The sequence below is a fragment of the Sphingobacterium sp. UBA1897 genome (assembly GCF_002337775.1).
Taxonomy (GTDB): domain Bacteria; phylum Bacteroidota; class Bacteroidia; order Sphingobacteriales; family Sphingobacteriaceae; genus Sphingobacterium; species Sphingobacterium siyangense.
On sequence record NZ_DDGR01000027.1, the window covers coordinates 1 to 24,808 of the forward strand.

The window sequence follows — 24,808 nt, forward strand, 5'->3', positions numbered from 1 at the left end:
AAAACTACGACACAATACGCCCCTGGACTACGGTCTTTAGATCAACGTTCGGGAAAACTCGGTGAATGGCAGGAATGGGGAGGTGAAAATTTGTACGGATATTCAGTCTAATTTTTGAGCGGCTTTCAGTTTACTGGGCAAACTAAATATCAACTAAGTAAGAGCGAATATGAGATCAACTCTCACGAATACGAATCGCTCAGCCTAGTCCAATTTCTTGTGATTACTTTTATTCTCAGATAATTAAAACATGCCCAAAAGGCATACATTATTTAACAAATAAAACTTAAAAACAATGAAAAAGTTATTGATGAGTTTGGTAGCCCTAGCTGCGCTATCGACAGCGGCTTTTGCAGGCACGGACACAAAAGCACCCAAAGAAAATGCAGAAGTAAAAACAAGTACTTCGACAGCATCCGAAACCACAAACAAAGTTGAAGTTACCGAGTCAACAAAAGAAAGCAATGCAAAATTTCTAAAAAAGTGTGTTTACACGCTAACGGTCTACAATACTAGTGGCCAAGTGATTGACACCTTTACTTCGCAAACCTATGTTGAAAATTCCTGTTCAGGATTCTTCGACAACTGCAGAACGATTTACAGACATATGCTTGCCCATGGTGAATTAGGAATATAGTCTGCAACTTATATTTCATTCGAATTATAAGTACTGAAAAATAAGCGGGGCCAAGGCCCCGCTTTGCATTGATTTAAAAGGCTAGGTCAGAAATAAAACATATTTAACTTTTGTCTGAAAAAAGAATACTTTTAAACGTATTGAAAAAAACTTCGTAAGCCTGGCAATCGGGCATTTAGGTATGTTTATATAACACTTCCCAATGAGGCTGAAACTCCAAACTATTGAAGTCGAAAGTATGCAAACTTTCTTCCTTGTATAAAACCATATAGGTATCCTGAATCTAGTTTAGGAATTTCCAGTCGCCAAACTTTTCGGGCTTTCCCCATCTTCGAGTCTTGAAAATGGTAGCTTTTGAGTCTATTTTTTCAGAAAGTTCTTTAAGTATTGATTTTGAATCAATATTTAAGTTTTTCGCAACTGCAATCACCATAAAATAGCCAAACTCAATTTTATATCCATTTTGAAAACTACGTTGATTAGTTATTGTTATATAAATTTCTGGAGGCACATCTCTTCTTTCACATATTGTCCAAATTGGCGACCAAAGTTCAAACCGTTGAAAGTAATTTTCTGAGTTATCGGAAATAGTCCATTTTTCATGTGATTTTTCATCCCATTTTAGTCGTCCAACTTTAATGGGGGCATGATATATAAACGTCTCATTATTATTTTTAGATATCCTTCTTTCCAAATTGAATTTGTCTACTCTTATCCCCGTTTCATTTGAATTATTCACCTGCTTCAATAGCAAGTCAAAGTAGGGCTGAAAGTCCCGTTTCCAATTGGTCTGTATCCAAGGTGCTTTAAGCTCGTCTGTAGATCCAAAAATAAGATAAAAGTCATAGCGTCTATTTGTCCAGCTCGAATCAGCATCGCTTAAATCGTTGTACAGATTTACAATCTTTTTACCTAACCCCTTTATTAATTTCATTTTTTCTATCCCCTGCGTATTTTCAATTTTTTGTAAAATAATTATTCCTACTCATCAATTCCAGCAGCAGTCAACCCAACAAGACTACCCTCAAAATATTCTAGACATTAAGATCAGGCCTATTTTTATGATGAATTTATCAAAAAACAATCTATTAAACTACTTTAAGTCACCTAAAAACTGGTATTATAAAGTAAGTATCATACTGACTTAGATTACCTTTCTTATTTCTGTCCTCAAAGCTTGTCCCCAGACTCCATCAGACAATATCAAAATCAAAAAACACCTTCTATTGAAAGATTGATGTCGTAATTATTTTTAGACTATAAATCCGAATATAAAATGGTATTATTGGATATACACTAAAATTTAAGCCATATGGGAAGGAGCCTTTCCTTACTATTTTTTGCCAAGATACTGTTGACAATCCATGTCAGTTGTTCGGGTCAGCCGAATCAAAAAGAGACTGCTATTGATTCAATTAGAAATACAGACAAGAATTCTGATAAATTTCAGGTATTCCCTAAAAGAATAACGCTTGGAAGTCCTGTTTCCAAGGAAATAGGATTATTAAAAAAAGTAATTCTTGAGAATAAGAAAGTAAATACGAAGGAAGAATATGAAAACAACTCATTTTCAGGGGTAAGATATTTTTTCGACCCTAAAAACTATACCATTTTAAAGGTCAACACAGATTATCCAGCAATTTTATTCGAAAAATACAATTATAACGCTAACCTTGATTTGACGAAAAACTATCATCAGTTCTATCAGCATCCAATGGTTGGTTTTATGCAAAACCATCAAATTTATGTAGGCGTAAATGCAAATACTGCTTTTGAAAACCCCAGCTTGTTTCCCATCAAATTTAACGGCCATAGTCATAGTCTCGTTGAAAAAATCGATGACAGACAAGTCAATAACTACCAATTATTAGATGAAGTTGCTGTTGATAGCTTGGAATTAAAATACGGTTCCAGTAGAGTTTATTTTAACAACGACTGGAACCTTTTAAAAGAACCCAATCCAAAAAATGAATTTTATGAAAAGGTAGTGCGCTTAAAAAATTCACTTAAAGCTGCTGCTCAAAAAAAGGATATTAATCCCGAAGATATTGATTTATCCATTTCAATGGTAATCGATAAGAATGGAAAAGTTAATCATCTAGAGGCTTATATGGAATATTCAATTCCGGAAAAACAATCTGTTCGAGTAGAAGATTCGGCATTAAAATCCTTTGTAGAAACTTTAAAGATTGATCTTGTCAACAATTATTCATTTTTTATTCCAGCTCTGAACAAAGATAAAAATCCAGTGAGTGCATACTTTTTAACCCGATTAAACATTGGATTACCTTATCGAAATTTTAAATAACGAAACAAAAGAACATAAACCCGAAAAAGTCACATCGCTCGACGTGGCATTAATAGTTCAAAACGGCTACTAGCTACATTTCAAAAAGAAAGAATCAACATAAAAATTGGAATCGTACGGTGAAAATTCAATAGTCTCTAAAAAAGCAACCAGCGCTTAAGCCATGATAGGGAAAACTCGAAAAATAGCGAAAACGAGCGTTAAAAAAAACACAGTACTAAGCAATAAAAATACTATTGCCATTGATTAACTTTAGTGAATATTAACAAATTCAAAAATGAATTACTATTTTACATTATTATTTTTAGTTGCTTTGCAGTACGTTAACGCACAGGAATCCTTTGTCTTTAAATACCTTCCTCAACCACAATTAAAGTACGAGACAACGGGTATATATCAAACCAAAGCAGCAGGCAAATTGGAGGGACTATTCCCCTTTACAATGAATCTGGAAGGAAATAATAAGGTCCAATCGACCACCTCTACAGGCGCAGAAGTCAAGCAGATAATTCCCTATAAGACAGAAATACTTTTTGTAGAGACTAGCATGAAATTTAACGAGCAAATAACTCCATTAAAGGCTCCGCTAAGTGGCTCTACGATATATGGCTATTACGATGAAAATGGCAAAACAAAGATTGATTCAATAGTAAACAACACGCTAGATTCCCTGGAAAAACAACATTTAAAAACCGAAATGGAACAGAATCAGTTTGAAGATAAAACGCCAAATAAACCAATGAAAGTTGGTGATTCAGTTGAAAAAACAGAAACAGTGGCATTTCCAGTCTTAGGAGCAGATCAACAGGAATTTTTGGTAAAAACCAAATACACCCTACAAAAAATTGAAAATGGGACTGGCTATTTAGATGCTACGCAAACATTTCAATTAAAAAGTCCAAATGAGCAGATCGAAGTCCTACCCAACAGCAATGGTTCAGGAAAAGTCGAATTTAATATCAAACACACTTACGTAAGCAAAAAAGTAACAAGCGCTAATCTGTACCTCAAAGTCAAACAGGATGGATATGTCATGTCCTGTATAATTTCGTCAAATAACTCTGATATCACAACCGCCTCTTCACTGATACGATAGGCGGTCTAAATCATATTGCAAACTAGATCAAAGTTTAATCGCTATTGTTTTTTTATCAAATCTATTGAAGGTATAAAAAGAATACATTACGGAAACCATAACTTGTTGCCTCAAAATTCAGTTACATATAGGCCCATAACTCGCGACTTAGCATATAAAAATTGGATAATAAAACTAAAAAAGGGCGCAAAAGGATCATAAAAATTACTGTACAAGTACACGCTAAAATAAAAGGCCTGATCAATATCAGGCCCTTTTGACTAAAAAACTTTCGCTAATTTTGGCTTTTAAAACTTATGCGAATGATCTCACTGTACCTGCACCTCCAATAGTTTTAACCATCCGGAATCAGTTATATCGCCATTTACGGCAAGCCTTATTCCCGGCTGATTTTCATTTGTTGTATCTACAATAGCGACGGCCCAGGTATAGTTTCCAGCAGCTACATCGACATTAGCTTTCAACTCGTATGCGACTGGATTATTCTTAAGCCAGGCGGAAGGTTCTCCTTTATCATCAACAAAAACTTTTTTCACCCTGTTTTCTTCGTCCAGGAGTGCAAAAGCTACTTTATATTTATAATTCCATTGAGGAATATTATTCGGGAAATACCCCCAGCCCATATTCCGCCAGCGGTGGTTAATTGTCGTTTCAGTACCCGAATTGACTTTCTCCGGTAAATAAATACGATCGGGATATAAACGATAGCCACCTTCAGAAATAAAACGCTGGCATAAGGTAAAAGATTTGGTGAACCAGCTTTCAATTTCACCGATACGGAAATCCATCATGTTTACAGCAGCTTCCAAGGAGCTGTCAAATTCGCCCTGCCGAACATCTTCGGGATGGTCTTGCCTGTATTTACCGCTTGGATCAGTCCAGTAACGGTGTGTACCAGTCGTAATCCAACCACCTTCCATAATAATCGGGCGTTTAAAATTCCAGACCTTGGCAAAATTCTTCTCCCAGCTTTGATAATAATCGGTCATTCCAAAGGCATCCTGACGCAGGCTGTACCCTTTATTGATCATCTTATTCAATAGCTTCTCCGAATTAGGATTGGGAGCTCCATTGCCCGCAGGGTCGCCAACTAAGCGGTGATAATTGATCAGCAAGGGCACTTTTGTAAAGTTCTTGGAATACACATCTGAAATCCAATCAACAACTTCTTCTTTGATTACCTCAATATTTTGGCCGGAAGGATTATTAGGATCTTCGTAAATGACGCTATGTCCCTCCCCCCACAAACCGAGTCCATAGGCATCGACAAAGGAGGTTTTATTTAAATCATTAAAATCCTTCGCCAACTCTTCGATCAGCTTGCTATAATATTTCCGAAAAACAGGATCTTGCAGCACGGGTGTTTTTCTATCCGGAAAAGAAGCATTGGCAACATAATACTTGGCGCCTGCATCGAAAACAAACTGCGGCGTATTTGCTCCTTGATCGCGACCGTCGACGACGATACGAAAGGCGATTGGCAATCCTTTATCTTGTGCCCCTTTGATCATTTTATAGATTGCCGTGCTGGGATCCCTCCAGGCATATACGCCATCTACAGGATTAAAAGTTCGCCAGCTGGTACGGATATAACAGGCAGATGCATAGTCAATTGCTTTGACCGTTTTACCTAAGTCAGGTACATAGAATTGGGTGTCCCAATAGGAAGGAGTCCCCGAAGCTGAAGCATACATGACCCAGCCGTTTAAAGGGTTACGAAACATGGAACTGCGGTTGTAGCTGGGTTTCACCAAGGTCCCTGCTATATCTTTTTCGTTATCAGCACTATCTTTCTTGCATGAAACCGCTAGAAAGCAAAGCATGATAGCAAATGCGCTGAGGCAGGCTTTTTTATAGTTTATATTGTTTTTCACTTCCAGAAATGTTAAAGTTAATTTAAATGCTTTGATACAATTGCTTACCGTTTTAGCCCCAGAATTGTCATGTTCCTTAGATCAAAAATCAGCACATTGGTCGTGGCAGGAATGGTAAAATAAGAATTGCGGTTGGCGCCAACGGTACCTCCGCCCAATTCTGCTACTTTTCCTAAAGTAAGCGTCAGGGTCTGAGCCACACCTTCACTCGTAGGCGGAGCACTAAAAGCATAAGCCAGGTTTTTGTTATTACTGTTGTCTCCGGTCACGATAAACTTGGTGGTCCCGACTTTACCCCCGGTATAGACCAAAACCTGCGGATCCGCCAAACTTACCTGACAATCCATTTTTACCGGAGTTCCCCAGCCATTGATACTTCCGTGCATCCACAAATCCGTCACCGTGGTCGTATAAGGCTGGTCCCCTGTCCATGTCACTATTTTAGGAGCAAGTGCTTTCGCTGGAGAATAAATGGTTGCTGTCGCTTTTTGCATATTGACCACAACGCGATACTCGCCCGCAGTTGCTATTTTCCAGGAGAATACGTTTTCTCTCATTTTGATGCCAACGGCATTTCCATCGTTTAGTTCAGCGCTTCCATCGGAGGTAACAACATAATTGGTTTCACCGTTAAATTCGACCGGAATTTCCAGTTCGCCAGGCTGCAAATTCAATACATAAGCATACTGATCCAGATTTTCCAATGTTTTTGGCATCTCCACTTTGCTCCCGCCAACGGCACTTCCGCTCAAGAACACTTTATCGGCATCAAAAACAACCGTCTTGATCGGATTTACTGTAATTCTTACGGTACGTACTTCGGGTGCCTCAAAAGTAGCACCGCCCTCCCATTGTGCAACGACTCTAAACTCCAGCGTAAAGCTCTTATTTGCTGGTATGCCCCACTTTTCATTTGCCCAATTTTGTAATTGTTCGGAAGTAAAGCTTCTGCTCAATACGTTATCGTCTTCATAGTTAAATATGGCTGTACCGGTACCAAAATTGTTCCCCACCACATCTAACATCGTACTGTAGCTGACCAAATGATCATCTGATTGTACCCTAGCGGGCTTCCAGTTAAATGTGACGATATCTTTGGTCAGATTGACCTCGTCCAGCGTAATGTTTTCCGACGAAGGCTGAAGGTCCATCGTTTCATTGACTTTAGGTATATCCTGAATTTCCTGTTTGCAGGATAACTGGCAAAGTACCATGCTTAAGAAAAATAAGGTTTTGTATAAATAATTGATGATTTTCATTGATTTATATTTTTGCTAACGTTTGGATAGAATCATGCGCTTGACTAGCGCAACTGCTTTTTTGTCATCAGATGGGAAAGCTGCCGAAAATACGATTAGGATTCGGACAGCCTCCCATAACCATTAATTATAACCCGGATTCTGTGGGAACGGCGCCCCTGTATTGGCATCCCTGATCACCTGTGGAATAGGCCATAAGATATTGTTGTCCGTAATTTTATCCTTGATCGCATTATTATATTTTTTGACCCGCTCCACCAAAGTATTGGTACGCACCAGGGTAAATCTTCTGCTTTCTTCACCAACTAATTCACGGATACGCTCATCGAGCAGGAAATCCATATTCATCTGAGCGCCGGTAATTTCGGACGCTCCAGCTCTTTTCCGCACTTCATTGACGGCTTGGGCAGCTTTATCCGGCATATTTTGCCCCAAATAGGCTTCAGCAAGCAACAGATAGGTTTCAGCCAAACGGAATTTCATACGATCTTTATAACTACCGGTCAAACTTAAATTTTCAGTACGTCCGTAAAAGAATTTTGTAATCGCTGGAAATAAGCTTTTTGTCGTAAACCAGGTCTGTTCGGTAATATTGGCTTTTTTACCATATAGCGAGGTCTCATTCGCGTTGTTGTAATACCAGTTGCGTTTAATGTTATAACCTGAATTACGGATATCATTTGCTTCGAAAATACCAGCGACATTGCCTGTAGCATTGGTACCTGTGGTGCCTACCCACCACTTCATTGGCACTAATTGTGCAATACCACGGCCGCCCAATGTGTCAGCCAAAACAAATCCTGTAATCGTCGAGTAATTTGGTATCCAAGCCCTACGCGTCCAGTCATCCGAATTGGTACCACCACCGATCGTGTTAAACTGGAACTGCAATACCCAGATACTTTCTTTATTGCCACTTTTTCTATTTTGGTTATTTTCCAGAAATAAATCGCTAAATACATCGCCTGGTTTGCTGCCATTTACGCCATATCTGTTTTTCATAAGGTTATAATACCCACTATTGATGACCGCCAATGCGGCCTTTTCTGCTTCGGCATGATTGCCCTGCAATAGGTAGATTTCGCTCAGCAAATGACTTGCGGCCCATTTGGTCAGCTTTCCTTCTTTTACGTCGTCCGGATTTGTAGGCAGGTTATCCACCGCAAACTTCAGGTCGTCTACCATGTGGCCGATGACTTCGGCCTTTGGTGTACGGGTAAAATTAAGCTGAAAATCATACAGGATAGTTTCTACATAGGGTACATCGCCATAGAGATAAACCAAGGTACGGTAAGCATATGCCCGAAAGAAGCGGGCTTCAGCCTGAAAACGTGCTTTATCTTGGGGCGTATCCCAATTGGTATTTTTTTCGGAATAAACCAGCATCAGGTTTGCCGATGAAATGAGGTTGTAAGCCCAATTCCAGTAAGTACCCACAAACCGTTCTGAGGCAGTAAGTGTAAGGTTTGCAAAAGCCGTCAGTGAGCCATCGCTATTAATGGCATCGGCGATATCTGTAGATACCTGTAAAGCTTCATATGGGCAGGCACCATTATGGATGAAGGCGCCACCTTCGCCATAGGTATTGTATTCTGAACGTGTGAGTGTATACAAACCAGCACTCCCCACCTCGAAACCGTAGGTGCTGGTATAGGTATTGGAGGGGGCCAGTTCGGTTTTTAGCTCTTCTTCCAGAAACTTTTTACAGCCTCCTAAGGTGAACAATACGATAAGCCCTAAACTTGTTGTGATAATATTTTTCATTTTCATGTCCTAATCGATTAGAAGTTTACATTTAAGCCAAACATATACGAACGTGCCGTCGGATAGGAGGCCATCCAGGTGTTGTCGTAATTGAGGACCTCTCTGATATTAGAAATCGTATTCAGATTGTTGACGCTGGCGTTTATATCAATACCATTTACACCTACCTTTTTAGCAATTTTGTGTGGCAATTTATAACCAAAGGTGATGTTCTTCACCTGTACGTAGCTCACCTTTTTATAGTACCCGTGCCCCAATGGATTGAGATAGCCGGGTGAAACGATCGTCGCATTGGGATTCTCCGGTGTCCAATAATTAGCATCGTGGACGTAGTTGGTAATCCCGAAAGTCCAGGCCCCTAGATTGGCCATGTGATCATCGCGCCATACATCAAAAACCCCGGTTACCAACGCAGATGCATAAAAATTTTTGTAAGAAAACCGATTGGCTAAAGATGCTGTATAGCGTGGATTTTTAGATCCGATGACCACCCTGTCACTCGCTTCTATCTTGCCGTTACCGTCGCGGTCGTACAGCTTGGCAGCTCCGGGTGCTGCCCCATCCACAGTAATGGTTTCTCCATTTTGCCATACACCGATCATTTTATAATCGTAGAATACTCGTAATGGCTTACCAATAAACCAGTTGTTGGCAATATCATCGATACCGTCCCCCCTCAACTCGACAATTTTGTCTCGGTTTAAGGAAAACACAGCGGTCGTATTCCATTGAAAATTTTCCCCTTTCACGTTCGTCGAGTTTAAGGTGACTTCAATACCTTTATTTTGGGTGGCGCCGATATTGTCCCAAATGCGATTATACCCGTTCATGATAGGTACGGTGCGGGTCATCAGTAAATCTTTCGTTTTAGAAAGATAGGCATCGATAGTTCCTCCCAATCTGTTATTAAATAACTGAAAGTCCAGCCCCAGGTTGGTCGAATAGGTGGTTTCCCATTTCAGATTAGGGTTGCCCACACCATCACCGGCCAAATAGGCTGTCGTAACGGCAGTACCATCATCGCCCCAGATATATTTTACATTGGAGTATAAGCGGTCTAAAGTGCGGTATGGTGTAATCGCCTGGTTACCGTTGGCACCATAAGAAAGGCGGATTTTCAGCATGTCCAGCCATTTGGCGTTATCTTTCAGAAAACGTTCTTCTCCGATTTGCCATGCCGCCGCCGCGACAGGGAAAAATGCATATTTATTGTTAATACCAAATACAGAGGCTCCATCTGTACGTCCTGTCAGGGTCAATAGATACTTGCCTTTGTAGGCATAATTTATCCGGCCCATGTATGACAGCATCGCAGATTCCGATAAGGAAGCGCTGTTGGAAACAAGACGGCTGGCCGAACCGATCATAAAGTATTCGGTATCATCGGTTACAAAACCTGCACCGCTCTGGGCTGTTGACCAGCTTTTCGTTTTTTGCATACTGAATAAACCCGTCACATCAAAACGATGATCGCCGATCTGCCGCTCGTATTTGAGCAGGTTCTCCCAGGTATAATCGTTATAGTTGGAATTGTTAATGGAAGCACTACCTCCGGCCTGCGTACCCTGATCCCTACCTTCAAAGGTATTGCGCCCGTAATAGGTTCCGGTAAATCCGTTCCGATAATTATAACCAAAATTTGATCGTAAGGAAAGACCCTCCACCGGCAGCAAAATATTGGCATAGCCAGAAAGAAAGAAGTTGTTATTATACCTATCCTGAATCGCATTGACGTTGCGCATCGGATTGACGATCAATGAATACTCCATGGGTTCGGGCACATACTTCCCCGATTCGTCTTTATAGCTCCCATAAGGACTTTGTTTTATGGCATGTTCCAAATTTGGCGTAATACCACCGTCGCTTTTCCGGGTATATTGCAGGCCAACACCAGTGGTTAACCATTTATTAAAAGTCTGATCCACATTTGTGGTAATATTTAAACGGGACAACTTAGAATTGTATACCACGCCTTCTTGATCCAAAGCTGCAAGGGCAGCCATATATTTTGTATTCTCTGTTCCACCGGAAATGCTCAGCTGATGATCCATGGTCATGGCTTTTCGAAAGACGTAATCCTGCCAATTGTTAGTAATGCCTTTCGCATAATTACCGCGCTCTGTTACGCTAATAATATCCCCGGCGATAGGATCTAAAAGCGCTCCAGTATAGCCTTGCCTAATTCGGGCAATATCTTGTTGAAAGCGGATATATTCATTTGGCCCCATAACATTGATGCGTTGCATAGGCTCGGCCATGCCGATCAAACCTTTATAGTTTACCTGAGCTCTACCCAGCGCCCCCCTTTTGGTTTGTATCAGAATAACCCCATTGGCCGCACGCGAACCGTAGATAGCCGAAGCCGAGGCATCTTTTAAGATCGAAAGGTTTTCGACGTTGTTGGGATCGATATCTGCCAGGGATCCGCTGTAGGGAATACCATCTAAAATAATCAATGGACTATTGTTGGCCGATATCGAATTTTCACCCCGTATCAACAGGGTCTGTGATGCTCCCGGCGCAGCTTCTCCGGTCGTAATGGAAAAACCGGCCACCTGCCCCACCAAGCGATCCATCAGGTTTGAGGTAGATACCATGCTGAGCTGCTCTTTTCCAACCACGGCCAAACCTCCTGTTAAATCTTTCTTCTTGGCTGTACCATACCCTACGACCACAACCTGATCCAGGACATTATTTCCTGACATCTTCACATTGATGATTCCTGATGGATTGACCTTTAATTCCTGGTTATTAAAACCAATGTAGGTAAAAAGTAGCGTAGCCGTGCGTGGCGCCAGAATGGTATAACGGCCATTTGCATCTGTCTGAACACCGGTTTTCGCTCCTTTAATCATGACCGAAACACCCTTAAGTCCTTCTCCTGCATCATTGGTGACCTGACCTTTGACATTTATTTGATCTGTTGCTTGCGAATAAGCATAATTAGTCGCCACCACCGATAGGGTAGCACTCATTATCCAGCTCCTGAGCCAGATATGTATCTTTTGTATCATTGATTTATAATGGTTAGTTAAAAATTTACTTGCGTCCTTTACTTTCCCTTTCTCGTAAAGAATATGAGTTTAAAATAGGTCTGCTTCAATAGGCTTGGATTTTTAATTTAAATTTTGTGATACATACTATCTCATTGCTGCAAATGCATGCGCAATGCAGACGGCAAGACTTCGTTTTCGTCCTTATTGACGAAACCTAAAATTCCGTTGCGCGTTGCTATTGATTTTTGTAGAGTTCGGATTACCCTGCGTGAGCCTAATCACGTGGTCGGGAAGAATTTTCATACACATATTTTGCTTTTTTAAAATTGGTTAAGACAAAACTATAATCATCACCAATTCGTAGGGTTCGTTTTTGTACGAAAATGGTTTGATTTTGTACAAAAGGCAAAAACATGTGTTTTTCGCTGTAAAATGGGGGTTAGAAGCGCTTTATTATTCTTTTTTTATACACATTAGATGATCTAGGATAACCGTATCGCTTGGTTGCACATCGATAGCTTCACCCCGACCTTTATAAATGATATCGCGGAAACTGGCCTGCGAGATACCTTTGGCTTTTATCGGTTGATGACTGATTAAATTTCGTACAAATAAGCCCTGGACATGCTCGCCATACTCGACCACCAAACCTTGTTGTGCTAGCGGACTGATGACCATATTCTCGATAAAAACATGACTTATACGAAGTTTACCCACAGGCATAATCCGTATGGATCGGTGTGAAATTGAATAGAAGTCCTGCCAGTTCTGGAGATAAATAGTTGAAATGTTGTCAATTTCGCCCCTATAAATCGAACCACTTACCACATTTACATTTTCTTCACCTGCTCCCACTCCGGTATCTGTCAACCCTATATTAATAAAGTCGTCACCGCTTTTACCTTTGCAATTCGCAATAATAATATTTTTACAGCCAAAACGTATGCCCATGCCGTCTTGGTTCAAAATCTGTTTATCTGCTCCATCAACAGTTACTGCCTGCCTCACATTAAAAGTAATATCGCTTACCTTACCGTTTGTACAGCGTTCCAATACCAGTCCATGCCCATGATAATCCTTTAATGTAATGCCGCTAACCTCAAATACATCGGTGTGCGCCAATATAATGGCGTGGTTCCGCCATCCACCTTTTTGGTTCTCTCCGGGCTTACCTGCATCCGTACCATAAGATTGTCCAAATCCGCTGGGATTTAAGGACAAGATTTTATTGTGGTCACCGGTAGCTCTGGGATGATCAGCTCCTTCTAAAAGAACATTTCCTTTTCCAATAATCCGGATATTCTTTGCGGGTGCTATATCTTTAATTGCCAGCCCTGCATTTGCCGAACGGATAAAATTATCCCGGCATTTATCCGATAGTTTAATGGTACAGTTATTCAATTCAAGTTCAAAATCGCCCGGAAGCAAAATGGCCTGATCGATGAGCCAGACACTTTTTTTCGTTACCGCATCGTATTTAGGGATCACTACTTTCCCAGTCGACTTTTTTGCTTCATTTATGGCTTTTTGTATACGTTCTGACTGGGAACCACTCTTGTATTTATTGGGGCTGATGTAAGTTTCATCTACTTTTTGGGCGGCGGCCGTTGCCAGATACATTACGTTGCACAAGCAAATGCAACATGTAAGCAGAAGCGTTTTTCTAAAAATTGTCATTTTCATGATCGTTAGGATTTCAAAAATATAGAATGGCCTTTCACCCATCTGAAAGGGGCGTCGGTCAACTATTGGCTGTATTTTTATTTCTTTCCACTGGAAACCTTTTTCTTAAACTCCGAAGGGCTCAGTTCAAACTGTTTTTTAAAACAGACGCTAAAGTATTTGGCATTGTTAAACCCGGTTTGGTAAGCAACCTCCGCTATCGTCAAATCCGATTTTTCTAATAGATAAGCACTTCTTTTCAGTCGCATATTCAAAATAAATTCTTTGATGGACATTCCCACAATATCATGTATTTTTTGATAAAGAATGGTTCTGCCTACGTTCATATCAGCCACAAAATCTTCTACGGAATAACTGGCATTGTCAATATTTTCTTCAATGACCTGAATAGCCTTAATCAGCAGTTCCTCGTCCATGGAGGTAACGGTTACATTGGAGGGATCTACCTGAACGTGTTTGCTGTATTTTTCTTTTAGTTCCCGCTGATTTCTTAGAATGGTTTCCGTCTGTTGCAACAGATAGTCGACATGAAACGGTTTATCAATAAACACATTGGCGCCATATTCCAATGCTTTTATTTTATGCTGGTTGTCATCTCCCGTACCCGAAATCATAATAATAGGAATATGGCTCGTCTTAAAATTTTGCCTAAGGCTACGGCATACTTCCAAGCCATTGCGATTTGGCATGATCAGATCGGTAATAATAAGTTGCGGATAAATTTTTTCGGCTTTAATTAAGCCTTCTTCGCCGTCACTTGCTGTATATACATTATATTTTTCGGCCAGACGCTGCTCCAGATAAACACGCAGCTGTTGGTCATCTTCAATGAGCAGGATATTATCTGTCTTTTTTATAGGGATCGATCCTGTTTCTGGGGCTGCAGTATCCTGCGTAATAATATCGTCGATTTCAGAAACGGTGTAATCATACACATTAGGCTGCATGTCGCCTGCCCCGGCCTGTTTCCTTAACGGTAGTAAAATGGTAAATGAAATTTTATCGGTCTTATTGACCATCCATATTTTACCCTCCAGCACATCTACCAGTTCTTTCACAATGGCAAGTCCAAGTCCTGAACTTTCTTCAAAAGTTGGCCGATGAGAAGATAAGCGGTTGAAAGAAGTGTAAAGCATCGCGATCTGTTCTTCAGAAAAACAATCACCGGTATTTATAACTTCAATGGAGATGTATTCGACTTCCTTCGGATCTAACGAAGGAAACCGTTCTTTTTCTTCTGCTGTTGCACTATAGATACGTACGCCCACATACCCATTATCTGGTGTATATTTTAGGGCATTGGAGAACAGATTAGTCAATATTTTTTCGATAACATCGTAATCAAAGGCAACATATAAATTGTCCTTGTACGAGGAAATATTGGTTTCAACACCTTTTTTATTGGCATAGAGCTCAAATAAGCTAAATAGATCCCTTACAAAATTGATAAAATCACCAACCTGCGGATTGAGCGTAATTTTTTGGCTTTCTATTTCGCGAAAGCGCAGCAATTGGCTAATCATCCGCTGTATTCTGGATACATTTTTCTCTATTAAATCCATGTATACCAAAGCGGTATCATTGGCCACAATAGTGTCTTTGAGTTGTTTAAGCGGCTGTAAAACCAAGGTTAGCGGTGTTTTTAAATCGTGTGAGATATTGGTAAAGAAGTCGGTACGCGCCTGGTTCAGCTCTTGCATATTCTGTTCTTTTAAACGCTCGAGTGCTAATCGCTCTTTAAACACTCTTTTATTGCTGTAATATCTCATTATGAAAAAGAGCAGAGCAAAAACAAGTGCGGCATAGCAGCAATATGCCCACCAGGACAAGAAAAATGGTGGATCGACATGGATATATAATCGTGATATTTGATCGCCCCATAGCCCATCATTGTTGGAAGCCTTGATTTCAAAGATATAATCTCCGCCCGGAAGGTTGAGAAACTGTACAGATTTCTGGTTGGCATGACTGATTTGCCAGTCTTCACCTAGCCCCAGCATCCGGTAAGCGAACTGGTTCTTCTCTGCGGATAGATAACTATTTGCCGAAAACTTAATTTCTACATTGGACTGGTTACTGGAGAGCCTTATCTTGTCTTCTTTTTGATTGGAAAGACTGCCAATGTCTTTCGTTAAAACTGATGAGCCATCCGCTGGTTTCACGAGTTTATTGTTGACCAGAAATCCTGTAAAAAAAACTTTGGGTTTTTGCAGATTTTTATTGAGGTACGCCGGATCGAAAAGTAGAAATCCATTGGTACCACCAAACAGCATTTCACCCCTAGAAGTTTTGTAAGCGGCATGAATATAAAATGAACCAATGTTATTTTCCTGATAAAATCTGGCTTTCTCAAATTTACTGTATTTCCAATTGAAACAAAAAAGACCATCACTGGTACTTAACCAGATATTTTTCGTGGCAACATCTTCTAATATGCCAAATACCATTTTCGCCGGGAATCCGTTACTTACACTATAGTTGACATATGTCCCATCTCTTTTGAGTACATTTACGCCTTTACCCAATGTCCCCAACCATACTTCGCCATTTGAAGTCACTGTATAACTACACAGGTAATTTGCTGAATAGGAAGCATCTTTGAGCGCGTAGTGTTTCAATACCTTTAACGTATGGGGATTTACAACAAAAAATCCTTGATGGCTAATTAAACAGAGCTGATCTTGGTTATTCACATATAATGCTTCGACTTCGAGTTTCATTTTTTTGCCCTGCGCATCAAGGACGCTTACCATCTCTATAGGATCTAGCGGCTTCTTTCGATATAAAAATAATTTATCGGGATCTGTCATCCACCAAGTGCCTTCCTTATCGTTTACAAAATCATAAACGGTGAGTGGTTGCTGGCTCTCCGGAGAGCGGAAATTGAAACTGCTGAAATGCTGACTGTCCACATCATAACTGCCAATACCGCCGTTATAGGCTGAAATCAACAGTTTTTTACTCGTTCGGTCAAATTTCAGGCGTTTAATCATATGGGGACTCGACGAACTACCCTGCGATTTTTCTGGAGGGTTAAACTGATCCTTTTTTCTATTCCAGTAATTCAGGCTCCCCCCCTCGGTACCGATCCATATATTTCCCAGATGATCTTCCTGAAAACTACTGACTATGGGGTGATTGAGTCCCCCTGGGCTGGGCTTGAAGTAACGTACTCGGGAATCGTAAAGCGAGCAATAAGCTATTTTACCACCGTAAGTACCTATCCAGGCCCCTTGGTCCGGATCCGGATAAATTGTCCATATCGAGTTATTCGGTAATGAATAAGCATCGTTCAAGTTCATTTGCAAGGTGCTGCTGCTTTTATTGGATGGATCATAAAGATACAATCCAGCTTGCGTAGCCACCCAGATCACCCCGGTTTGGTCCAAATATAATTTTTTGGTTAACACGGCTGAATTTCCCATTATACTTACTGGGATCTTCTGTTTTAAGGTACCTGTTAAATCAGTTACATGGATTCCCCCTCGTTGTGTTAAAAAGTAATATTCCCCCCCGTATGCGACCGCATCGTTCACCTGATTTGTCGTACTACCAAAATCCGCAAACTGGACTAGGCGTTTTTTCGTCATTTCAACTTGATACACGACAGCGCCTTGGCTTAGAAACACCTGATCTTTAGCACTCAATATATTTTGGAAAGACTTGTTTTTGGGCAATAAAAAGCTTTCTGTCTGTTTATTTTGCGGATTATAGCGTAGTATGCTATTGTCTGACAGCATGTAAACCTGACCATCGCTATGTACACAAAGCGAACGGATCATTCCGGGAACCACGACATGAAAAGAAAACCGTTCGTAATCGAATTTTAATAAGCCTTGCCCAGAAGCTAGAAATAGATTTCCCTTTTTATCCCGAATTAAAGAACCATAACCCCATTTTTGCGTTGGTTTGATCGCAGAGACGATATCATTTAACTGATAAAAACTATTGCCATCGTACATGAAGAGCGCATCGGGCCCCGTGTACCAAATACGCCCTAAACTGTCTTTTGCGATACTTTGTATACCGCCATAGTAGGAAGTTTCGGGCATCAGATGAAACCTATACCTCGAAAGATCGATACCGAGAACACATTGCCCCCAAAAAACGACGAAACAAATTATCAGACTGTATTTATTCATTTACCGATGCTACTAAAACTGTTTAAATTTCAATCCAAGATTTACGTGGGCCAGTTACAATCAAAATATCCTGCTACTAATTGTTGATCAGTGGTTCTATAAACTTCGATTATCATACTATTAGGCAATGAGCTTCGTCGAAATTCTGGCCTTAGCGCTTTTTCAGCTGTTCAGATCCATGCGAAGCCAACAGTACCAATTTACTTAAAAACAGGCGTTGGGGACAAACTTATCTTCTTTTGCTGATTATTTTTGAGTTCGAAGATTACAAGTTCATTTTTTCCTGGTATTAAATCCTCCGAAGGAATTAATATCGACTGCTGTTTTTCTTCCTCCCAGTAAGATCCCAAATATTTTTGATTTAACCAGACCTCGCCCATTCCCCATCCTGTCATATTAAGATACTTGTTTCCGGACAGATTGTGTTCGAACTGACCTTTGTAAAAACCTGGGCTGTCATTAGCTGCTGATCTTTGTTCAAAAACCAAATCCTTCAGTGGATAATTACGCACCGTTAAGGGGATCATTTTCCAGTCTTGAAGGTCGTTTCCGTCTAAAGTAATGGTGCCAAATAGCCCTTTTGAATTATCTGTAATTTCTGGTCCGTAAGTGATCCGACCAATATTCTCGACATAAAATTGAAGCAAGTGTTTGCCTGGATTTGCTTTGATGGCTAGTTTTTTACTCTTATCTGTCAGGCTACCCTGTACCTTACCATCGACATAGACCACGGCATAATCGCGTACGTTTTCCAATTCCAGCTCTTCGCTTTCCGCATCAGTGTTTATCTCGGTCTGATAAAGTACATAGCCCGATTCGATGTCCAAATCATTAAAGGATAATACATTTTCCGCCTCGATAGCCTTATTATAAACCTGGTTTACAGACGCTTTCTCTTCCAACCTAATTTCCTGTGCCATGAGGGGCTGACCAAAAAAAACAGTCATCATAGATAATATCATTGTTCTTACCATTGTGTAAATCTTTCTTATTTCTCTAAAAATGATTGAATAAAAGTTTCGTCCACAGCCACTTGCGGCGAGAATTTCTCACTTTTTACATAATTATCGATACTGTACAACAATTGTTGGGTAGCGGGACGGTTATCCATATCATTTTTGGTATCCAATGCCAGTACCAGCAATTTCCCGCCGTGCAGTTTGGCTTCAAAACCAATACCCAATTTCTGGTTGTTGTCGTAGCTGTCGATGACCTGTATAAAGGGACGCAGTTGTTGTGGTGCATGTTGCATTTCAATTACTTTTGCATGGTTCAGGATATCCCACCACTGCCAATCGCTATGGTATGAAGTAAGAAAATCATTAAACATGGCCTGCTTATGATGAACCAGGTTGCCGATGGTCATCGGTGCCCATGCAAACATAATGGGGTTCCAAAAATGATTGTGAAACAGTGACTTTCGACCTTTCACCTGGTCTGGAGAAGGATAAAGAACCACGGTTTTACCCTGTACCAACTGCCTTTTTGCAGCATCATCGTAGACATCGGTGTACAATACATTAGCTGTAGACTGCATCAGATGTTGATGCTTTGGATATACCCAAATGTCCCAGCTATTCTTAATGCTATCGTTTACCGCAAGATGAACCGTAACTTTTTGGGTGCTGATATTTTTTAGGGAAATCTCAAATTCACCTACCGGCGATACATTTTCGTTGGCAATGGTTTGCCTTTTCAGCGTTCCCTTTTTCAATACGCTGCCAGCGGTATCGGTCAACCACCATTTAATTTTCGCATTTTCAAGTGCAGAATTGCTAAAGTTATATACCTCGGCTTTACCCCGAAATGTTTCTGTGTTGAAAAAACTGCTTTTATCGTAGCGCAGTAGAGCGACCGTTGGCGCACAAAACTCGCTGAATTTTTCTGCTGTTACCAATCCTTTCGAATCCCAGAAAGGATCGAAGATCCCCACGGGCGCATACCCTTGTCCCGGAAAGTCATTCATCGACAAAAGCTGAAAACCGGCCGATTTACCTGATCGCAACAGGGCTTCGATCACGGCTTTGTACTCCAGCACGGTCAACGCACCAGATGCTCTGAAGAAATCCTTTGCTTGGTCCAACATGCCATTTTTTTGTAATAGATCGCTAAATACTTCAAAATTGCGGGCCTCTACGGGACTGTTGGCATATTTCTTTATTTCATCAAAATTTGGATAAATACAACGTTGCCCTGACTCGTGTGAAATGACGGGCACATCGACATCAGATTCCAAATTCTTGTCCCAATCGGTACCGGGCAGACCTTCGTACACCTTCACCGGCCCTTTATTGGTTTGCTGGGAAACGTAATATTGATCTGATTTAACCCGTGTTCTTGCCGTAGAACCGCTGTAAAGATGGCGGGGATCAGCTTTTCTGCCTTCGGCAGTCAGCTCCTCGATAAAGTCGAAATTCCCGGTAATTTCATTTCCGTTGCAGTACAGAACAAAAGAAGGATGGTTGCCATATTCTTTTAAAATAGCTTTAATTTCCCTACGGAAGAAGTTATATCTGGACTCGTCGGGTTCGGCATCTTTGCCCCACATAGGCATTTCCACTTCAAAATATATTCCATGTTTGTCTGCCATGCGAAAGGCCGCCGCCGGCGGGCACCATGAATGGAATCGTAAATGGTTCATGCCATACGTCTTCATCAGCACCATGATTCGTTCCCAAGAGGCATCGTCGAGCGGAGCATGGCCTGTTTTTGGAAACACTGCATTTTCTACATTGCCTCTTAAATGGATGGGACGATTATTGAGCAGTACATGGTTTTTTCCTTGTTTTACTTCACGCATACCAAAGGTGGTAGCCTTTTCATGCCGATAGCTGTTTTTGCCGTCAGAGGTATTCAGTTGACAATTTATACGATAGAGGTTTGGGTTAAACTCATCCCACAATTTGATATGCTTACCTAATGGAATAGTGGTCTCTACGAAGGTCACCGAATCGGTACTTACCAATGCAACTTCATCCTTAAGGCTGTAATTTGTTCCCTCGATGACGAAAGACACTTTGCCCTTTACCTGTTTTTTGGTCGCATTATTTACCCGTAATTTTACTTTTATGGACTGATCGGCTATATTTGGATATACCTGAAGATCTTCCAGATAAACTGGGTCTATGGCCAGCAGCTTTATTTCTCCTAGAATACCGTTCCAGTTAATCTGTGTAAATTCAGTATGCGCATGGTTCCATTTGTGTGTGTTATACTGAAACCGGTTATCGATACAAATGGTCATGCGATGCTTTTTTCCGGGCTTTACAAATGAGCTCAGATCGTGGTTGTGGGGTACACTTACATAATCGATACTGCTGACTTCCTTGGTATCTATAAAAACTGAACTCAACCAGTGGGTACGCTCAAAGTATAGGAATATTTTTTTCCCTTTCCATTCGGCAGGGATTTCAATATCACGTTGGTACCATGCCGGTCCCATGTATTCGTATTTTCGGGTCAAACGGTCGATATATTTATAGGGATTTTTATATCCTATCTGATAATCATCGGTAATACCGGGAAGCTTAATTGTTTCTTGCAAAAGATGATTATAGCGGGGGGACAGCGAGCCTCTACGGAAATCCATCACATCCGTCTGGAACCCCCAAGTGCCTGATAAATCGATAGCATCTTGAGCCTTTAACAAGGCTACCTGCAGGAAAAGCCCCATTAGGCACATCATTTTAAAGTATTTATAAATGCTTATCCTGTATTTATCCATTTTGTGTTTCGATAGTTTAGGTGCTTTCATTCTTTTCAGTATATTATTTTTGTAGGCATCGAAAAAATTGTGTCACTGTGGTACTCCTCTTTAAGCTCGGTTTCGTAATTGAAGTCTTATTTATTATCATAATAATGTTTCATCAGAAACCAGGCTTTCTTTCGGTAGCCTTGGTCTGAGATCAATCCTTTGCGGTTCCAGCCATCTTGGTTGGTCGGATGAAAACGGAACGGCGAACGGAAATCAAATAGCAGCCAAGGTGAAGTTCCGCGCAGGTTTGGAATATGCTTAAACATTTCGAGGTTGTTTTTGTACAAAGTCGCTTGGTAATCTTCACTCCAGGAACTGACGACATCCTTTTCGCCCGTTTTGCCATACAGCGCCTCGCCTCCAAATTCAGAAATAATTAAAGGCTGGCCTCTTGCCACATCCCATACTGCTTTATCAGGAGAAACTGGCCAGGAGTGGTACCAGCCTAAATATTTGTTGACAGCTACGACGTCCAATTCTTTCGTAAAAGGATCATCCATAACAAAGGTTTCCTTCTCCTTATTGAAACGAACAAGATCAAAAGCAGCGGTTATAAGCCTGGTCGTGTCAATGCCTCTGCATGTAGCAATCAAATGCCTGATAAAAGCATTTCTAGGCTCGGATGGTTGGGTTTCATTGGCTACTCCCCAAAAAGCTAGTGCGCAACGATTTTTGTCTCGAGCAACCATTTCCCGCATCATTTTACCGGCTTTCTCTTTGGTCGATTCATTTTCAAAATCGATGCCTTGCCAAATGGGAATTTCTTCCCACAACAAGAAACCCATTTTTTCGGCCATTCTCACGATATGTTCATTTTGTGGATAATGTGCCAAACGAATCATATTACAGCCCAAAGCTTTTGCTTCTGAAAGCAGCATCACTGCATCGGCCTGTGAAAAAGCACGACCTTTGCGCTGAGGTATTTCCTCATGAAATGAAATGGACTTGAGAAAAATAGCTTCGCCATTCAGGAAGATATCTTCCCCTTTTACCCAAATATTGCGAAAACCTATTTCCTCCTCTATTTGATCGTCGCGCGTTGAAATCTTCACGTTATACAGTTTAGGTGCAGTAGGCGACCAACGTTTGATTTTTCTCGATAGGAATGAAGTTTTTACTTCCCCCTGAGCATCTGTTTTAAGCGTTTGTTTTAGTTGTAGTTCCGGTATTTCAATAGTTACTGAGGAATTGGCCATCGTTTCCGAAAGTTTGACCTTCGCATTGATTTTATCGGCTTTGGTTTTGTCCAATTGAACAAAATAATCATCGATAAAAACTTTTGGCGTGCTGACCAAAAAGACATCTCGGGTAATACCGCCATAGTTCCACCAATCAAAGGCCATTGCCGGAATGGCATCAACCTGCCGGCTATTATTTACCTCAACTGCCAAAAAATTATCGTTTTCTTTAGCTGCATCCGTTATTTCAATCTGAAAGGGGGTAAAACCACCTTCATGTTGTGCAATCTCTTGTCCATTGAGATATATGTGACAACGGTAACTTACCGCAGCAAAATACAAGAACAACCTTTTGTTATTTTCTTTCACTACATCGAACTTACGCCCATACCAGATGGTACCTTCGTAATATTTAAGTTCAGGCATTTGACTGTTCCAATCTGAAGGTACATTTAAACGGAGCCCATTCTCGAAAGCGTATTCATAAAAATCAGTCTTGTTTTCGGCTTTTTTATTCAGATAGATTTGGTTTTTTCTTCCCTGGTCGTATAAGTCTACAATAGCGTCCCACTTTCCATTTAAGGATTGAGCTCGCCTACCATACACATTGGCCATATTTTGCTGTGCAACAAGGTTGGAGGTTATCAGGCTAAAAAAAAGGGACAATATCAAAGATAGATTGATCAGCTTTATCATAATAGGTGTTAGTTGTTAATAAAATTTTCTATTTTACCTGCAATGCCGAAAGCTTTGTCCAACCCTGAGCCGTCAAATCTCCATCAAGGGCAAGTTGAATTGCCGGCTTATTTTCCTTGGTCGTATCAACAATGGCGACTGCCCAGCTATATATCCCTGAAGGTAGATCTACTTTTGCATTTAATTTATAACTCGCAGCAGTACCTTTCAACCAAGCAGACGGTTCACTCTGACGATCTACAAAAATCTTTTTAACATTCCCATTGGCATCTAACAGTGCAAAAGCAACTTTATATTTGTAGTTCCATTGTGGAATATTATTAGGTAAATAGCCCCAGCCCATATTCTGCCAACGATGGGCGATTTGCGCTATCTTTCCCGACTTGATATCTTGAGGGAGGTTGATTTGGTCTGGATATACACGGTAGCCACCTTCTGTAATAAACCGTTGAACCAAATCAAAGGACTTAAACCAGGATTCAGTTTCTCCCCCAGCTCTAAAGTCCATCATATTGACATGGGCTTCGGCCGACAGGTCGAACTCACCTTTCCTCACATCCTCATCATGACCTTCTCTATATTTTCCACTGGGGTCTGTCCAATAACGGTGCTTACCTGGGGCAATAATCCAGCCTCCTTCCATAATGATAGGACGCTTAAAATTCCATTTCTTGGCAAAATCCTTTTCCCAATTCTGGTAATAGCCAGTCATGCCAAAAGCATCTTGGCGAAGGCTATACCCCTTATCAATAGCTTTATCCAATAAGCGTTCACTATTCGGGTTGACTGCGCCCCAACTTTCGGGATGACCGACCAGACGATGGTAGTTGATAACCAAAGGAACTTTTGTAAATGTGTTAGCATATAAGCTGGTCACCCAGTCCAGGGTTTCTTCCTTTATTTTTTCAGTACTTTCGGGTGTCGCCATTTTGGGGTCTTCATAAACAACATAATGTGCTTCGCCCCATTTCCCCAAGCCATAGGCATCAATAAAAGAGGTCTTTTCAGGATCATTAAATTCCTTGGCCAAAGCTGTGATAAATTTGGTATAGTATTTTCTAAATACCGCATCCTGAGGATAAGGTGTTTGCCTATCGGGATGATTTTCATTTTCCAAATAATATTTGGCTCCGAGGTCGAACACAAATTTGGGTGTATTTTGACCTTGGTCGCGACCATCTACCACAATACGGAGCGCTATGGGCAACCCTCTCGTTTGTGCGCCTTTAAGGAGCTTTCCTATTTTAGAGTTTGGATCATCCCAGGCATAAACACCGTCACTGGGATTCAGCGAAGACCAGCTCGTGCGTACATAACATGCCGAAGCATAATCAATGACCTTTACCTTTTTACCCAATGCTGGCACAAAATATTCGATATCCCAATACGTATCATCGGCATTACGGGGAGCATACATTACC

Annotated in this window: 14 protein-coding genes; 3 read left to right on the forward strand and 11 right to left on the reverse strand. The window is 40.8% G+C overall.

The annotated features are described in order from the left end of the window. The first annotated feature begins 295 nt into the window (after window positions 1-295). Window positions 296-637, forward strand: a complete 342-nt coding sequence (locus B4N43_RS18535; RefSeq protein ID WP_112373554.1) for a hypothetical protein — start codon at window positions 296-298, stop codon at window positions 635-637. Window positions 638-920: 283 nt separating this feature from the next. Here the strand turns inward: B4N43_RS18535 and B4N43_RS18540 are convergent, their stop codons facing one another. Further along, on the reverse strand, window positions 921-1,571 hold the full coding sequence (locus tag B4N43_RS18540; RefSeq protein WP_112373555.1) for a hypothetical protein: 651 nt from the start codon (window positions 1,569-1,571) through the stop codon (window positions 921-923). Between the two features lie 378 nt (window positions 1,572-1,949). Between B4N43_RS18540 and B4N43_RS18545 the strand changes: the two genes are divergently transcribed. Beyond that, a complete protein-coding gene (locus tag B4N43_RS18545) occupies window positions 1,950-2,945 on the forward strand; it encodes a hypothetical protein (RefSeq protein WP_112373556.1) in 996 nt (331 codons plus the stop codon). 277 nt (window positions 2,946-3,222) lie between these two features. Then, window positions 3,223-4,041, forward strand: coding sequence for a hypothetical protein (locus tag B4N43_RS18550; protein WP_112373557.1), 819 nt, complete (start codon window positions 3,223-3,225; stop codon window positions 4,039-4,041). A 308-nt stretch (window positions 4,042-4,349) separates the two neighbouring features. Here B4N43_RS18550 and B4N43_RS18555 read toward each other — a convergent pair whose 3' ends face one another. The 10 genes from B4N43_RS18555 to B4N43_RS18600 form a co-directional block, all read right to left on the reverse strand. Then, a complete protein-coding gene (locus tag B4N43_RS18555) occupies window positions 4,350-5,915 on the reverse strand; it encodes a DUF4832 domain-containing protein (protein ID WP_239468733.1) in 1,566 nt (521 codons plus the stop codon). A gap of 44 nt (window positions 5,916-5,959) precedes the next feature. Continuing rightward, window positions 5,960-7,174, reverse strand: coding sequence for a SusE domain-containing protein (locus B4N43_RS18560; protein WP_204990806.1), 1,215 nt, complete (start codon window positions 7,172-7,174; stop codon window positions 5,960-5,962). A 123-nt stretch (window positions 7,175-7,297) separates the two neighbouring features. After that, complete coding sequence (locus tag B4N43_RS18565; RefSeq protein ID WP_237242021.1) at window positions 7,298-8,944, reverse strand: RagB/SusD family nutrient uptake outer membrane protein; 1,647 nt, start codon at window positions 8,942-8,944, stop codon at window positions 7,298-7,300. A gap of 11 nt (window positions 8,945-8,955) precedes the next feature. Then, a complete protein-coding gene (locus B4N43_RS18570) occupies window positions 8,956-11,952 on the reverse strand; it encodes a SusC/RagA family TonB-linked outer membrane protein (RefSeq protein ID WP_286735839.1) in 2,997 nt (998 codons plus the stop codon). A gap of 435 nt (window positions 11,953-12,387) precedes the next feature. Beyond that, window positions 12,388-13,554 carry a glycosyl hydrolase family 28 protein gene (locus B4N43_RS18575; RefSeq protein ID WP_286735840.1) on the reverse strand — a complete coding sequence of 389 codons (1,167 nt, stop codon included), beginning with the start codon at window positions 13,552-13,554 and terminating at the stop codon, window positions 12,388-12,390. Between the two features lie 140 nt (window positions 13,555-13,694). After that, window positions 13,695-17,759 (reverse strand): hybrid sensor histidine kinase/response regulator transcription factor, encoded by a 4,065-nt coding sequence (locus B4N43_RS18580; RefSeq protein ID WP_286735841.1) that lies wholly within the window; start codon window positions 17,757-17,759, stop codon window positions 13,695-13,697. A 200-nt stretch (window positions 17,760-17,959) separates the two neighbouring features. Continuing rightward, window positions 17,960-18,709, reverse strand: a complete 750-nt coding sequence (locus tag B4N43_RS18585; RefSeq protein ID WP_286735842.1) for a hypothetical protein — start codon at window positions 18,707-18,709, stop codon at window positions 17,960-17,962. Between the two features lie 38 nt (window positions 18,710-18,747). Continuing rightward, window positions 18,748-21,444, reverse strand: a complete 2,697-nt coding sequence (locus B4N43_RS18590) for a sugar-binding domain-containing protein (protein WP_286735843.1) — start codon at window positions 21,442-21,444, stop codon at window positions 18,748-18,750. A gap of 155 nt (window positions 21,445-21,599) precedes the next feature. Next, a complete protein-coding gene (locus B4N43_RS18595) occupies window positions 21,600-23,387 on the reverse strand; it encodes a glycoside hydrolase family 2 protein (protein WP_088160533.1) in 1,788 nt (595 codons plus the stop codon). Window positions 23,388-23,415: 28 nt separating this feature from the next. Further along, window positions 23,416-24,804: a DUF4832 domain-containing protein gene (locus B4N43_RS18600; RefSeq protein ID WP_286735844.1), complete on the reverse strand. Its 1,389-nt coding sequence runs from the start codon at window positions 24,802-24,804 to the stop codon at window positions 23,416-23,418. Between the last annotated feature and the right edge of the window lie 4 nt (window positions 24,805-24,808).